The following is a 14,107-nucleotide window of genomic DNA, read 5'->3' on the forward strand; positions in this document are numbered from 1 at the left end:
CGGGCGCGCTCGAGCTCGTCGGGGGCGAGGTCGGTGATTTCCTCGAGGTCGTCGGCGGAGGCGTCGTGGTCGTTGTCGGCGTGGTGGTTGTCGCGGACGTCTCGGGCGACGAGTGCGCGGGCGGCAAGGTCGACAGTGTCGGCGGGCCCTGCGGCGGTGGCGGGACGGCGGGGCCGGGGGTCGCGCCGAACAGCGGAGTCCGCGGCACCACCTGTACAGGCCCGCTGGGACCGTAATCGGACGGCACTCCGGCAGTTGGTCCGGACGTGGCCGAACCCGAGGGATTCATCGTCACCGCGGGCGGCGTGCCCGGCACACCGCCTTGGAAGCTGCAGGACGTGATCAGCCCTACGATCGCCAGTTCGGTGGCGAATACTGCTGTGCCGGAGAAGATCTGCCCTCGCCCCCTCGGATACTCCTGTGCCCGTGAGCCGATTCTGTCACAGCGGACCCCATCGCACGTAACCTTTTTCACCGATGCCGCATCCGAGGGCACGGCGCGGAGATCGCCCGGTTTGCCGGATCGTGATAGACAGGGTGCGGCACGGACGTCCTGGCGCAGTGCTGCGGCCCCGTGCGCCCATCGACCATCGCACGAGCGGAAGCTCCTGGGGTGGAACATAATTCGAGAGGAGCAGGATGAGGACGGGTAACGCAGTCGGTCGGACGATGCTCGCGGCGAGCGCCTTCGCGGCGGTGGTCGCGACCGGGATCGTTCCGGCGGCGACCAGTTCGGCCGGACTACCGGCATGCGCCGCGGCTCAGTTCGATCTGCGCATCCAGAAGCCCAAGGTGGACGATCCGGCGCGCCCTCATCAATACGATGTGGTCCTGACCAACAAGGGGGCGGCGTGCACCGTCCAGGGCTTCCCGGGCGTGGATCTCACCGGGCCGAAGGATCCGACCTTCGGCGCCACGTATTCGCTTCCCCGGCAAGCGGTTTCCGCGCAGCCGCTGACGGTTCAGCCCAGGAATGCGGTGGTGGCCATCCTGACCTATCAGCCCGGTAGCTGGGTGCCCACCACGCTGGTCGTGACGCCTCCGGACACGACCGCGCAGCTGCGCGTGCCGTGGCCGTCGGGCGTGGGCGTGGCCCGCCAGGACGGCGCCACCCATCCCGGCACGTACATCGGATCGCTCTCGCCCCTGTGAGTCCCAGCCCGGTCCCGAACCCCGGCGGCACCGCCGGGGTTCGGTTCGGATCGGCTCGATCGCAACCGTTGCCTGCTGATTGCTCGCCTTCGATCATGTAGTCCGAGCGCGCCGGTGGCCGACGCCGCGTGTGGGCGCCGCGTCGATACGGACACGGTGCGAACAGGTGCGGATTCGACGGTTAGGACTCGAGCAAGTGGCACGTGAACTTCATCTGGCGGGATTTCTGATCGCGTCGAACGTCACCCATTCGCATGCCGCGTGGCGGCATCCCGGATCGACGACGGACTATTTCGGGCCGGACTACTACCGTCGGGTGGCGCAGACGCTCGAACGCGGAAAGTTCGATTTCCTGTTCTTCGCGGATCTGCTCGCCACCCCGGTGCGTTTCGGCGACGACATCCGGGTGCCCATCGAGCGTGGAACACAGGCCGCGGCCACGATCGATCCCTCGCTGGTGGCCGCGAGCCTGGCGAACGTCACCGAGAAGCTCGGCCTGGCGATCACGAAGTCGACCACCTATTTCCATCCCTACGAGGTCGCCCGGATCTTCGGGACGCTGGATCATCTGTCCCGGGGCCGGGTCGGGTGGAATGTCGTGACTTCGTTGAATCAGGCCGAGGCGCACAATTTCGGCGTCGAGCAGCACCTCGGTCACGACGAGCGGTACGAGCGCGCGCAGGAATTCCTCGAGGTCGCCTTCAAGCTCTGGGGTAGCTGGGAGCGCGATGCGCTGGTGCAGGACAAGGCTTCCGGGCGATTCGCCGATCCGGACAAGGTGCACACCGTCGACCACGCGGGGGAGTGGTTCGCCACGCGCGGCCCGCTGACGGTTCCGCATTCGCCGCAGAGCCGGCCGGTGCTCATCCAGGCCGGATCCTCGCCCACCGGAAGGGATTTCGCCGCCCGATGGGCCGAGGCGATCTTCGAGATCGACCCGACCTCCGACGGACGCAAGGCCTACTACGACGACATCAAATCGCGGGCGTCCGATGCCGGGCGCAATCCCGACGACGTCAAGATCTTCCCGGCCTTCGTGCCGTTCGTCGGGGAGACCGAGGCCATCGCGAAGGAGAAGCAGGCCTATCACAACGAGCTGGCCGATCCGATCTCCGGACTGATCACGTTGTCGGTGCATACCGACCACGATTTCTCGCAGTACGACCTCGACGCGCCCATCGAGGAGGTCACCGTTCCCGGTACCCAGGGGTTGTTCGAGGTGGCGCACCGGTTGAGCGTCAAGAACAACCTCACGTTGCGCGACGTCGGCAAGCTCTACGCGCAGGGCGTGCTGCTTCCGCAGTTCGTCGGGACCCCGGAGCAGATCGCCGATCGCATCGAGGAGAGCTTCCACGGCGGTGAGGCCGACGGATTCATCATCTCGGCCGCTCAGGCCCCGGGAACCTTCGACGAGTTCGTCGACCTCGTGGTCCCCGAACTGCAGCGTCGCGGCCTGTTCCGCACCGATTACACCGGCACCACCCTGCGAGACCACCTCGGCCTGGGCCAGGCATCCCTGACGCCCGCCCCGCGCGCCGCCACCGTCGCCTGACCTACCGCTCCTATCCACTCAGGAATTCGGCGGTCTCCGGGTCGGCGGGCAGGAAGGTTTCCAGGGCCAGTTCGGAGACGGTGATATCGGTGGGTGTGTTGAAAGTGGCGATGATGGAGATGAAAGCCAATGTGCGGCCCTCGTTTTCCAGCAGCAGCGGCAGTGCGGGAGCGGCGGTGATCGGGGCCAGTTCCTCGCCGCAGTTCTGCGGTGGAGGGTACGACTCGACCTCGTCGTAGAGCGCGCGCAGTGGCGCGGAACGGGTCAGCGCCAATTGGCGTTGCATCTGGTGCAGTAGGTGTCCGCGCCACTGAGCGTAATTGCGGATGCGCGGGGCCATACCGTCGGGATGCAGAGTCAGGCGCATCGCGTTGGGCTTTTCCAGCAGTTCCGGAGCGACGTTCGAAAGCAGCAGCCCCACACCGTTGTTCGCCGCCATCACGTCGTATCCGCCGTCCAGGATCAGCGCCGGGAACGGCTCGTGCGCGCTGACCAGTCGCTCCAGACCGTTGCGCAACTCGCGCAATTGCGGGTCACGCAGCGAATGCTCCGGGAAATGCGGTGCGTATCCGGCCGCGATCAGCAGCGTATTGCGTTCGCGCACCGGAACATCCAGGTGATCGGCCAATCGCAGCACCATCTCGCGGCTGGGGCGCGAGCGGCCGGTCTCGATGAAGCTGATGTGCCGGGCCGAGGAGTCGGCCGCGAGCGCGAGATCCAGCTGGCTCAACCGTCTGCGGTTGCGCCACTCGCGCAGCAGTGGGCCGACTCTCGGCGGGGCGGCGGTCATGGTGTGACCGTACCGCGCGGCCAGGCTCATCCGAATCACGCCGGGACGCGATCGAGGAAGCCGAGCACGCTGCTGATCCGTCCGTCGGTGTCCAGCACGACGACGTCCGAACCGGCCACCGGCGCGCTGCCGTCCGGCGCGATCAGCTCCCAGCTGAACCGCGCGGTGTCGTGATGCCCGTCCACGACGCCGAGCGGGCGGAACACGAAGCCCGGGAACTGCTCGTGCACACCGGCGATGGCCGCGACCAACTGCTCGTGACCACGGACCTCGGTCAACGGATCGGTGTACGCCCCGTCCTCGATCCACGCCTTCGCCACCGCGTCGGCCAGTTCCGCCCCGCCGGCGTTCCACGCCGCGAAATACCGCTGGGCCGCGTCGTCGTAAGTGCTCATCTCGAATTCTCCTTCTCGGGTCGTGAACCGAACGAACACAACCCTGCCGGAGCGCGCGACGCTGCGCGATTACGCGGGAAGTAATGCCGGACGCTGGTATGTCAGGACAACGGGATTGCGGATGACAGGAACCTGGTCCGTCGGCGGGCATCCATCTCGCGCTGGCCAAGGCTCGCACCCGTGCCGCACACGGCTGGCCGCGCGCCATCGGTCTGTTCTCGGATATCTTGTGCGGCTACGGATATCGGCCGTTCCGGCTGCTGGGCTGGGTGCTGGTGCAGTTGGTGGTGTTCACCGCCATCGGCATCGAGGTCGTGGGCGCTCCGCTGGGGGACACGATCTACATGTGCGTGACCTGCTACCTCTATCCGATCGAACCAGGGGGTCTGGCATCGTTGAACGATGCCGCGCGGCCGTTGTTCGCGGTCGAGCCCTGGGTGGGCACGGTGTCGATGTCGGTGTTCTTCGCCCTCTTGGTACGCAAGTGGTTCCGGATGTAGCCGACTGGTTCGGATCGCCGCTGTTCGCGCAGTGGACGGGTGCGGCGATCCCGTTCGCATTCGGTGGCGAAACGATATGTTCGCTGATCTGCTGAACCCGCCGTGACATGCGGCTGGTGTGGGACGATAGAGGGATTGCATGCCGAGTACACTGCGGCTCTGGCCCGGTGAGTCTCACAACGTCGTGGCCGACGTCGAGCGTGTGGTCGGTGTGGGACAAAGTTCTACGCTGGAATCGAACGGCCAATGCCCTGGAGTAGGAGCTGATGAACAACACGCGCGTACCGCAGCCCGTGTACCGCACCGCCCGCCTCGCTGATCTCGATCAGATCATTGCCATCGAGGAAGCGGTCTTCCCCGAGGGTCCGCAGTACTACATGCTGCGTCAGCTGTTCGATCTGCATGGATCCGATTGGCTGGTGGCCGAACTGGACGATGTGGTGATCGGTTATGCGTTGATCCTGTCGAAGGACGGGCGCGCGTTGCTGTCGACCTTCGCTGTGGTCGAACACCTGCAATGCCGCGGATACGGTCGTGAGCTGCTCGCCTGCGCTATGGAGCGCTGTCGCGAAACGAAGGTCGGCACTATGTGGCTGACTGTGCGACCGGCCAATCTCCGGGCCGCGAGGATGTTCAAAGAGGCCGGGTTCGTCCCCGACAGGTATGTGGATGACTACTTCGGCCCAGGAGCTGCGCGCGATGTCATGGAGTGCGCGCTGTAGAGGTGACTGCATAGACTCGCGCCCATGGTCGATCTTCCCCCTTGGCTCGCGTCTACGTCGACCTGGATCGAAAGGCAGGCAACCGATTACGCGTCGAAGGCGGACGAAACCGATCGCAACGAGCGGGAACTGCTGGAAACCCTGGAAGGGTATGTCGACGACGTATTAGGTGAGTTCGATCCGCCCCGTGCGGGCCGTCAGCCCGCTACGTTGGTATTCGCGCACCTGTACCGCAGCGCGCAGCAGCCATCGGACGACGAGCAGGGCTGGCAAGTGCCCAGTGCGGTGCTGGCCGCGCTGATCGCCGCGGAGATCGAGTTTCGTGGCCCGCTTCGTCTGAGCGCCCGTCAGAACGTGCTGTTGGCCATCGAGTACGAGGCACGTGGTGCCCAGTTGCGTGAGTTCGGACTCCCCGAGCACGCGGCTCTGGCCTATCAGCGGGCGGTGGCGCTGTACCGAATCGCTGAGGATGCCGGTGCCACCGATCGCTGCGGTCTGCAGTTGGCGCGGGCGCGCACCGTGGCACTGCCGCTCGGTGTGCGGCGGCTGGTCCGGTATCTCTCGGATGCCTTGTGCGGGTATGGATATCGGCCCTTCCTGCTACTCTGCTGGGTTATCGTGCAGTTGGGGGTCTTCTCGGCGATCGGAATCGGAATCGTCGGGCCCTCCGCGTACGCCGACACCCTCTACCTGTCGGTGACCAGTTTTCTGAATCCGGTGGGTCTCGGTGACATCGCGAAACTGAGTACCGCCGCCAAACCGCTTTTCGCGATCGAGACGTGGTTGGGCACGGTATCGATGTCGGTTTTCTTCGCGCTGTTGGTACGCAAGTGGTTTCGGATGTGACGCGCCGTCTCGGGGTTGGATGCGGTTACCCTGGAGAGGTGTCGAAGCTGCTGACTTCGCCTCACATCGTCGCCGCGTGAATCGATCGATGAATCGACGCGGCGCGGCCACGACGAGCGGTGAAGGGGACTGCGGTCGATGAGAATTCAGCCACGGCGGCAGATTTTGAATGTGTGGAGCTCGCTGCTGGCGGCATGCTGCCGGGACGGTGAGTGGATCTGGGGTGGGCTGGCCGGTTCGAACTCCATCAGTGACGCCGAGCAACTCCTGTGCATCCTGTACCCGGCGACTCGGATCGAGAGCTTCGCGTTACACGACCCCGACCGCATGGCCGACGACGTCCAGGAAGCGTTGAGTCCGCTGGGCCGGCGGATCGGCCTGCGGATCGTCCAAGTGATGGACGACTATCTGCGCAAGTACGAAATGGACGGACGGCCGATCTTCTCGGCCGACTCCTATCTGCGGTGTCCCGAGGGCACTCCACCCGCCGACGAACAGCGAGCTCTCGATGTCGTCGACTCGTACTCGATGTCGCTCACGCTGTGCCTGGCCGGGTTGCAGTTCCTGGGATCGCTCCGGACGGCGAGCAGCAGGCGAACCGAGAGACGACTGGAAGAGATGCTCGAGCCGGTCGAGGAGCGACTCAACCGGCGTCTGACCGGCGCAATGGTCGGACTGGTTCGCAGTTTCGTGGTCCGGTCGGTGGACCCGGTCACCGACGACGGCCAGGCGATGCTCAGCATGTTCAACCAGACCGAATCGGAGCCCGATGCGGTGGTGGCCGCGGTGGCTCGCAGACTCGAACGAGTGCGCAGCCGACTGCGCCGGGACGTCACGCTCACCAAAACGCCCGACAGCGATCTCGAGGACGAAGGTCTGCTGATCGAGTGCGGTTGGAGCTGGGGTGTGGTGCGTGATGCCCAGGAGATCGACTTCGTCGACATACCGCTGTCCTCGTCGAAGGGATGTGCGGCTGGACGGCCGTACCTGTACTTCACCATCGTGGCGCTGGACGGTATCAACGACCTGACCCAGCCGCGCACCCGCGAACTCGATCTCCTCGACGCCGAGCAGCGCCGACTCGCCGACGCGCTGCAACTGCGCTGGGATCTGGCCCAGCGGTACTGGTCGGCGATGGCCCGTTACGGCAGTGGCCGGTGGCCGCTGGAGGACATCCCCTGGCGTACCGCCGACGGCGAGGAATCCGACTACTTCAGTCTCTGCATGTCCGCGCTGTTGATCCAGGACCTCGTTGCCCGGGTGGCCAGCGACGATGACCTCACCAGGGCCACACCGATTTTCGACGAGCTGGCCCGCCGGGGCCGGATCACCAGTCGGCTGACCGTCAACGATCCCGCGCGGGATCTGCACGTCCCGGGAGTGTCACTGGCACTTCAGGGCAGTGAGACCGTGGGTGACGGTCCGCGGCTGTCCTGGACGGTATCGGACTATGCGCCGATGTTGTTGAAGCGGACCCTGCAGGCCGCGCAGCTGTCCGGCACCCTCTCCACTCGCGACGAGTTGTTGGAGCTGGCGCAAACGGTAATGAGTCATCTGGAACAACGGGCCTTCCAGGACGGCTCCGCCAAAGGGTTGTGGGACGACGCGGATAGATACTTCTCCGCGGAATGGCGGGGAAACGGGTTGGCCGAGTATTCGCCCGAGGGGGCGCGCGTGTCCTGGTACTTCACCGAGCGGATCATCGAATGCCTGGTCGCCGCGGAAAAGGTGTATCGGGATCCGCCGTTGCGCTCGTCCACCTCGGCGATCCTCTCGCTGGAGCTGCTCAACGAGGCGGACCACCTGCTCAACCAGAGATTCCTGGAACTCAGCGAAAAAGACCACACCCCGAATCGGTGGACCTTGGAGAATGTCGAGAAGAAGTTGTTGCGTGCTCGAATGCTGATCGATGAGCGTCCAGGTACTACGCACAGCCTGTGCGCCGACGCTCTGCGGGAACTGGACGAACTCGATTTCGCCGCTCTCGACGCGATGAGGGGAGAATGAATTGAGTGGGGAGCCATTACTTGTTTTTTCGACGTCGGACAAGGGCGGTGCTGGTCGTTCGGTGACGAGCTGTAATATCGCGTACCGGCTCAGTATTCAAGGTCGTAACGTTGCCTATCTTGATTTCGATTTCGGGTCTCCGACCGCCGGCGCGCTGTTCGAGATCAACCAGATTGATCGTGGCACGGCCGAGGGGAACGGTCTGCACAGGTACCTGACCGGAGAGAAATCCATCGCGGCGCAGTACGATATTCGTTCGGAAACCAAGCGGGCGGATCTTCGCGCACCGCGCCATCCCTATCGGTTGACGCTGTTTCCCGGGGATCGTGGTGGCGGAGAATTCGGTGCGGCTCCTGACGTGGTGAAGCGCTGCGTCGAAATTCTGCTGATCTGTAGGCAGGAATTCGACGTCACCTTCATCGATCTCAGTGCTGGCCGGTCGGCCGCCCTGGAACTCGTGCTCAGTGCCATGGCTGCCAAGCCGCTGCATGATGCGGTGGCGCGGTGGCTCGTTTTCCACCGCTGGACACGCCAGCACATCCTGGCTGCGAACAGCCTGGTGCACGGGCCGAACGGCCTGCTGGACAGCAGCGCGAAACTCGGTCACGACCCGGCACGGCTGCTCGATTCGATGCGGTATGTGCGCACCGCGGTGCCCTCGACCGGCGAGGCTGAGCCTCAGCCCGGGGGCCAGGGCAGTGGCCCGCAGTGGGCGTGGCTGCGCAAGCAGAACGAGGCGCTCGAAGGTCTCGCCCGGGCGAATCAGATGGGCAGCACCAGTGCCACCCTCGGCAAGACTCCGGTGGAACCGGTCCTGCAATGGCGGGAACAGGTGATCCTGGACGCCGACGTCGATGCGAAGATTGCCCGCAGGGAAACTGTGAAGGCCTTTGCCGATCTCGCGGACGAGCTCGTCAACGACGATACTTGGGCACCGGACGGGGTGTTCTGATCATGGAATTCGGCACTGAATACCGTGAGGGCGCCGAAAAGACCAGGATCGCCAATGTGGAATTGTCGCACGTGTCGATCGAAACCGGGCACTTCTACATGAAGGAATTGACCAACGGTACCGAACAGATCCGAACCCGGTTCCGGCGCGTGAAGAATCTGGTCGACCTCTACATCGAGGCCGCCAAGGCCGAGTTCGGTGATTCCGCGCGGTTGAGCACGTGTTTCCTGATCGACGACTATTTCGGCTCCGAAACCGATCCGACGGAAGTGCTGAAAAAGATTCTCGGCGTCGCCGGCGAATGCGGGCTGGTCATCGACTACCTCGCGCGGGAGGCCGGTTGCTGGGAATCGCCGCAATATATCGATGAGCAGCGATCCGGGCACAATATCGCGCTCGCCGAGATGATCAGATCGTGGATCGTGGCCGAACCGGTGCCCACGACGACCGGCGGACGTCCGCCGGACGTGGAGTCCGGTTGGCTGTGTAACGGTCGGCGTTCCTCGGAATACGACTCGAGACAAGCCATGCAGCTGACGAAGTACCGGCCCTCGGAAGAGTTGGGGCGCAGGGTACATTCGATATTCCTGGACGTCGAGATATGGAGCGAGAGCATCGGTCGGGATGGCTCGCGGCGCACCCATTGGTCGTGTCCCTACCTGGCGTCGATCTGGCAGCTGCTGCGCTTGGGCATGGTGCGCTACGAGGGCGGCCCGGCCGTGCAGCCGCAGCCGCGCGGGAACAGTTGGCCCGTAAACTGGTGGGAGATGCCGACGGTGGTGCAGTTGAATCCGAAGGCCGCGCCGTTCGCCGCCTATCGAACGTTGTCGATTCTTCCGCAGAGTCATCTGAAAATTCAGCATGCGGTGCGGACGATTCTCGACCATGTACACATCGACGAGGAGCTCATGGCGCAGGCCGTCGCGCGCGGTGCGCGTGAGGGCATCGAAATTCCGCGTGAACTGACTCGGCGTTTGCAGCATGTTTTCCTCGACGAGGTCTCCGCGAAGCCCTCCGATGGGGCGTGATCCGGCCGACGTGGATTCGAGTCCGGGCGAGCCTCCCCTCGCTGTGTTCGGGGAGATCCGGACCTGTCTCCTACCGTCCCGGCAGGTACTCGACACTCCGGCGAGCGTCGAACTGCTGAGCGCGATGAAGTTCGGCAGTGCGGTGACGTCTCGGGAACGTCCTGTGCCCCTGGTGATCTCGCCCGATCGGCTCGAAGGCGTCGACTGCAATCTGGCCCAGTACCGCGCAGGCCGGGCCGGAGGCAAGCGCGTGCACGTGATCGGCACCGTGGCCTCGCGGACGGTCGTGGTCGGCGGCCGCGTTCTGCAGGGCTCGTCGCAGACCATGGCGGTACGCGCGCGGGGATCGGATCGACAGCCATGGGCGCACTATCTGAGTCGGCCGGGGACCATCGAGGCGTTGAGCGGGTCCGCCTCCCGCGGTTCCTTGGTGGACGGCTATTTGCGCCCGCCCGCCGGGGATCTGCTGGATCTGACATCGATCTGCGGACGCCTGTCGAATCTGACCCGCGTGGATCCGCGGCTCGATCAACAGGTTCCGTTCCGCCGTGCGGGCACCACACGGTTGCGCTGGGCGGTCGAGGTGGGTGAGCCTTCGGAGCACGCGCTGCCGTTCTCGTTCCGGCTGGACGACGAAACTGTCCGTTCGGTGCGAATCGTGTTGCCGCAGGAGCACATCGGGGCGGCGCAACGCTTCTGTGAGGATCTCGCCACCCACGACTGGCTGCTGACCACCATCGACCGGGTGGCCGCGCGGTTCGGCGCGTTCGAGACGCAACCTGATGCGATGTTGGACGAATTGTCCCCGGTGCTGGACGAATTGGTGCCGCTGTGGATGCCGGGCGCGCACGCGTCGCCCCGCTTGCGGCCGATCTGGAAGGGGCTCGAGTCCGACCCCGGCTTCACCAGGCAGTGGACCGCACGGGTGGGACAGTTGCATGATCGGATGACGACCACGACGCTGAAAGCGTTGCAGCACTACAAGGCTCACTAGGCCGGTCTAGTACCTCCTGGCACGATATTCGTTTGAAGGGTCGGTGGCTCAGGCGGGCTGGTCCAGGTGAACCTTGACCGTGACCGCGCCCTTCTCGTCCCGCGTGGTGACGGCGTGTCCGGTGCGGTCGCCGTCGCGCAGGTGCAGGGTGATGGGTGCGCCCTCGCCCAGGAAGTTGCGCCACCAGCTCTTCTTGTCGGGCATGGCGACGCCGATCACGATGTCGTCTCCGGTGCGCTGGTAGGCGATGGGGGTGCGGAAGGTCTTGCCGGAGCGCCGGCCGACATAGCTGATCTCGGCCATACTGCCGCTCATCCGCTCACCGAGCACGGGAAGCCGCATCAGGGCGACCACACCGTTGTTGAACCCCCGCACCAGCCCCTTGAGTAGGCCGTTCGCAGCAAGGCCGCTGGAACTCATCGCTATCCTCCCGATCGACGGATGACCGTTGCCACAGTAGCCGTCCGCGCGCCGGTGCGTCCGGTCGAGTCTTCCCGGTGTTGCGATCACGCGGAGGGAAATGATGGTCGCCGGGCAGCAGTGCGACGATCGTCGTGGTATGAGCCGCTTCGCAGTGGGGATCGAACTCGACGGCGCGGGATATCATCCCGCCGCGTGGCGCAGGTCGCGGGACGAACCCGCCGGGCTGCTGTCCGCGCGGACGCTGCAGGCGCGAGTGAGCGCCGCGGAGAACGCCGGATTCACCCTGGCCACCTTCGAGGATTCGATCCTGCCGCCCGACGCCGGTCCGGCCGGACGGATCGATGCGCCGACCCGGGCGTCCTTCGTCGCCGCGACGACCAGCACACTCGGGCTGGTTCCGGCCGTGGCCACCACCTACGCCGAGCCGTTCCACACCGCGTCCGCGCTTGCGACACTGGACTATTCGTCCCGCGGCCGAGCCGGGTGGCTGGCAACCGTGGATCCCGGTGCTGCGGCGTCCTGGGGGCGGGCACCGCGCACCACAGGGCTCGAGGTGCGGCGCGAGCAGCGGGATTCGATCGAGGTGGCCCGTCGGCTCTGGGACTCCTGGGAGGACGATGCGGTGATCCGGGATTGGGGGAGCGGTCGATTCCTGGATCGGGATCGGTTGCACTACATAGACTTCGAGGGCGAGACGTTCTCGGTGAAGGGCCCCGCGATCGTGCCCCGGCCGCCGCAGGGGCAGGTCGTGGTCTTCGCTCACAGTGCGACGGTGTTCGCTGACGACTCCGGCCGCGGCCCCGCGTCATCGGAGTCCGATGTCGATCCGGGGCGGTCGGTACCTGCCTCGGAGACAGACTCTTTCGGATCCGCCGATGTCGTTCTGGTGACCGGAGTCGACCCGGATACAGCGATCTCGGCGGCCGAGCTCGCGGAGGGAGATGCGCTGGTGTTCGTCGACCTCGCGGTCGCCCTGGACACTCCGGATCACAGCGCAGCCGAGCGCCTGGCCGAGCTGGACTCGCACGCTGCCGTCGAACCCCGTGGCCGCCTGCACTTCTCGGGCTCGCCGGACGATCTTGTGCGTCTGCTGACCCATTTGTCCCAGCACGTCGACGGGGTTCGCCTGCATCCCGCCGTGATCGATGAGGATCTGCCGGTTCTGGCACGAGCGGTGCTTCCGGTGTTGTTTCGCACGGCGATCGCGCACCGGCCCGTTCCCGGTGCGACATTGCGGGCCAATCTCGGCCTGACACGCCCGGCCAACCGATACGCGCAGGAGCAGCTGTGAGCCAGGATCGATTCCCGGACAAGAAGATTCACCTCGGCGTCTTCTTCCAGGGGGTCAACCACACGACGATCTGGTCCGATCCGAGCAGTGGTTCGCAGATCGACTTCGAGACCTTCCGCCGCATCGTCACTACCGCCGAACGCGGACTGTTCGACGCGTTCTTCCTCGGCGAGGGGCTGCGGCTGCGCGAACAGGACGGCAGGATCCTTGATCTGGACATCGCCGGGCGTCCCGACGCGATCGGCCAGTTGGCCGCCCTGGCCGGGATCACCCGCCACATCGGTCTGGTGGCGACCCAGAACATCACCTACAACGAGCCTGCCGATCTGGCGCGCAAGCTGTCCGGGCTGGATCTGCTCTCCGGCGGCCGGGCCGGATGGAACGCGGTCACCACCGACAACGCGTGGACCGGAGCGAATTTCCGGCGCGGCGGATTCGCCGACCATGCCCTGCGCTACGAGCGGGCCGGTGAATTCCTCGCGCTCGCACGGCAGATCTGGGATTCCTGGTCCGAGAACGCGATCGCGGCCTCGTCCCACAGCTCCGCATGGCTCACACCGGATTCCGTGCGTTCCATCCGGGCCGATACCGACCACTTCCGGGTGTCGATCACCCCGACGCTCCCGCGCAGCCCGCAGGAACATCCGGTCATCTTCCAGGCCGGTGACTCCCCGGCGGGACGGGATTTCGCCGCCGCGCACGCCGAGGTCATCTTCTCCAGGCACGGAACCGATTTCGACGAGGCGTCGAAGTTCGCCGACGATATCCGGGCCCGGCTGCGCGCCGCCGGACGCCCCGAGGACGACATCAAGATTCTGCCCGGAACCCAGATCGTGCTGGCGGAGAAGGAATCCGAGGTCCAGGACAAGGCGCGCTGGGTACTGGAGAGTCAGATCACCGGCCCCACGGCCTTGTCGCTGGTGGGTCAGGTCTGGGGCCTGGACCTGTCCGATCGCGACCCGGACGGCCCGCTACCTTCGGAAGATCCCGCACCGTCACCGATTTCGGGCACCCGCGGCGCGCAGCGCGACGGCCAGGACCGGATCGAGATCGCCCGCGCCTGGCGTGAGCTGGCCGAGGCGAAGAACCTCACCCTGCGTCAGGTCGCCATCGAAACCTCACACCGTTCGGGATTCGCGGGCACCCCCGGTCAGGTCGCCGACGAACTCACCCGCTGGGTCCGCCAGGGCGCCAGCGACGGCTTCAACATCTCGCCCTACCTGGTGCCGACCGGCCTGGACGAAATCGTGGACTGGTTGATACCCGAACTGCAGGAACGCAATTCGTACCGCACCGAGTACACCGGCAGTACGCTGCGCGAACACCTCGGATTGCGGCCGCCGCTCACCCGGCGGTGACGAGCGTCCGGGACGGCTGTCGACGGGCGGCGAAGCAGTAATGACAACCGTCCGGTTCGGGAAATTGCCCGAATCGCTTGGTCCATTCCGGATTTAC

15 protein-coding genes are annotated in these 14,107 nt (G+C 65.6%); 12 read left to right on the forward strand and 3 right to left on the reverse strand.

Features of this window, described 5'->3' with window-relative positions; genetic code table 11:
- The first annotated feature begins 65 nt into the window (after nt 1–65).
- The 3 genes from K7711_RS35480 (at nt 66) to K7711_RS35490 (ending at nt 2,704) form a co-directional block, all read left to right on the forward strand.
- A complete protein-coding gene (locus K7711_RS35480; protein WP_222975205.1) occupies nt 66–236 on the forward strand; it encodes a hypothetical protein in 171 nt (56 codons plus the stop codon).
- Between the two features lie 433 nt (nt 237–669).
- A complete protein-coding gene (locus K7711_RS35485; RefSeq protein WP_372460221.1) occupies nt 670–1,152 on the forward strand; it encodes a DUF4232 domain-containing protein in 483 nt (160 codons plus the stop codon).
- 196 nt (nt 1,153–1,348) lie between these two features.
- A complete protein-coding gene (locus tag K7711_RS35490; protein WP_222975210.1) occupies nt 1,349–2,704 on the forward strand; it encodes an LLM class flavin-dependent oxidoreductase in 1,356 nt (451 codons plus the stop codon).
- Nucleotides 2,705–2,714: 10 nt separating this feature from the next.
- Here K7711_RS35490 and K7711_RS35495 read toward each other — a convergent pair whose 3' ends face one another.
- Entirely contained in the window at nt 2,715–3,494 is a 780-nt protein-coding gene (locus K7711_RS35495; protein WP_222975212.1) for a helix-turn-helix domain-containing protein, read from the reverse strand.
- Nucleotides 3,495–3,529: 35 nt separating this feature from the next.
- Nucleotides 3,530–3,889 carry a nuclear transport factor 2 family protein gene (locus K7711_RS35500; RefSeq protein ID WP_222975214.1) on the reverse strand — a complete coding sequence of 120 codons (360 nt, stop codon included), beginning with the start codon at nt 3,887–3,889 and terminating at the stop codon, nt 3,530–3,532.
- 227 nt (nt 3,890–4,116) lie between these two features.
- Here K7711_RS35500 and K7711_RS35505 point away from each other — a divergent pair, with 227 nt between their 5' ends.
- The 7 genes from K7711_RS35505 (at nt 4,117) to K7711_RS35535 (ending at nt 10,938) form a co-directional block, all read left to right on the forward strand.
- Nucleotides 4,117–4,389 (forward strand): hypothetical protein, encoded by a 273-nt coding sequence (locus K7711_RS35505; RefSeq protein WP_222975216.1) that lies wholly within the window; start codon nt 4,117–4,119, stop codon nt 4,387–4,389.
- 266 nt (nt 4,390–4,655) lie between these two features.
- On the forward strand, nt 4,656–5,111 hold the full coding sequence (locus K7711_RS35510; RefSeq protein ID WP_222975218.1) for a GNAT family N-acetyltransferase: 456 nt from the start codon (nt 4,656–4,658) through the stop codon (nt 5,109–5,111).
- Between the two features lie 24 nt (nt 5,112–5,135).
- Nucleotides 5,136–5,957 (forward strand): hypothetical protein, encoded by an 822-nt coding sequence (locus tag K7711_RS35515; RefSeq protein WP_222975220.1) that lies wholly within the window; start codon nt 5,136–5,138, stop codon nt 5,955–5,957.
- Nucleotides 5,958–6,095: 138 nt separating this feature from the next.
- The gene (locus K7711_RS35520; RefSeq protein ID WP_222975222.1) at nt 6,096–7,964 is read left to right on the forward strand and encodes an SCO2524 family protein; all 1,869 of its coding nucleotides are present in this window, start codon (nt 6,096–6,098) and stop codon (nt 7,962–7,964) included.
- 1 nt (nt 7,965) lies between these two features.
- Nucleotides 7,966–8,916 carry an SCO2523 family variant P-loop protein gene (locus tag K7711_RS35525; RefSeq protein ID WP_222975224.1) on the forward strand — a complete coding sequence of 317 codons (951 nt, stop codon included), beginning with the start codon at nt 7,966–7,968 and terminating at the stop codon, nt 8,914–8,916.
- A gap of 2 nt (nt 8,917–8,918) precedes the next feature.
- A complete protein-coding gene (locus K7711_RS35530) occupies nt 8,919–9,944 on the forward strand; it encodes an SCO2522 family protein (RefSeq protein WP_222975226.1) in 1,026 nt (341 codons plus the stop codon).
- Nucleotides 9,934–10,938, forward strand: coding sequence for an SCO2521 family protein (locus K7711_RS35535; RefSeq protein ID WP_222975228.1), 1,005 nt, complete (start codon nt 9,934–9,936; stop codon nt 10,936–10,938). The genes K7711_RS35530 and K7711_RS35535 overlap by 11 nt, the downstream gene beginning before the upstream one ends.
- A gap of 48 nt (nt 10,939–10,986) precedes the next feature.
- Here the strand turns inward: K7711_RS35535 and K7711_RS35540 are convergent, their stop codons facing one another.
- A complete protein-coding gene (locus tag K7711_RS35540) occupies nt 10,987–11,358 on the reverse strand; it encodes a hypothetical protein (RefSeq protein ID WP_222975231.1) in 372 nt (123 codons plus the stop codon).
- A 139-nt stretch (nt 11,359–11,497) separates the two neighbouring features.
- Between K7711_RS35540 and K7711_RS35545 the strand changes: the two genes are divergently transcribed.
- Together K7711_RS35545 and K7711_RS35550 are read left to right on the forward strand one after the other, a co-directional pair.
- On the forward strand, nt 11,498–12,652 hold the full coding sequence (locus K7711_RS35545) for an LLM class flavin-dependent oxidoreductase (protein ID WP_222975232.1): 1,155 nt from the start codon (nt 11,498–11,500) through the stop codon (nt 12,650–12,652).
- Nucleotides 12,649–14,010, forward strand: coding sequence for an NtaA/DmoA family FMN-dependent monooxygenase (locus K7711_RS35550; protein ID WP_222975234.1), 1,362 nt, complete (start codon nt 12,649–12,651; stop codon nt 14,008–14,010). The genes K7711_RS35545 and K7711_RS35550 overlap by 4 nt, the downstream gene beginning before the upstream one ends.
- Nucleotides 14,011–14,107 lie beyond the last annotated feature (97 nt).

It is taken from the genome of Nocardia coffeae (assembly GCF_019890715.1).
Classification (GTDB): Bacteria; Actinomycetota; Actinomycetes; order Mycobacteriales; family Mycobacteriaceae; genus Nocardia; species Nocardia jiangxiensis.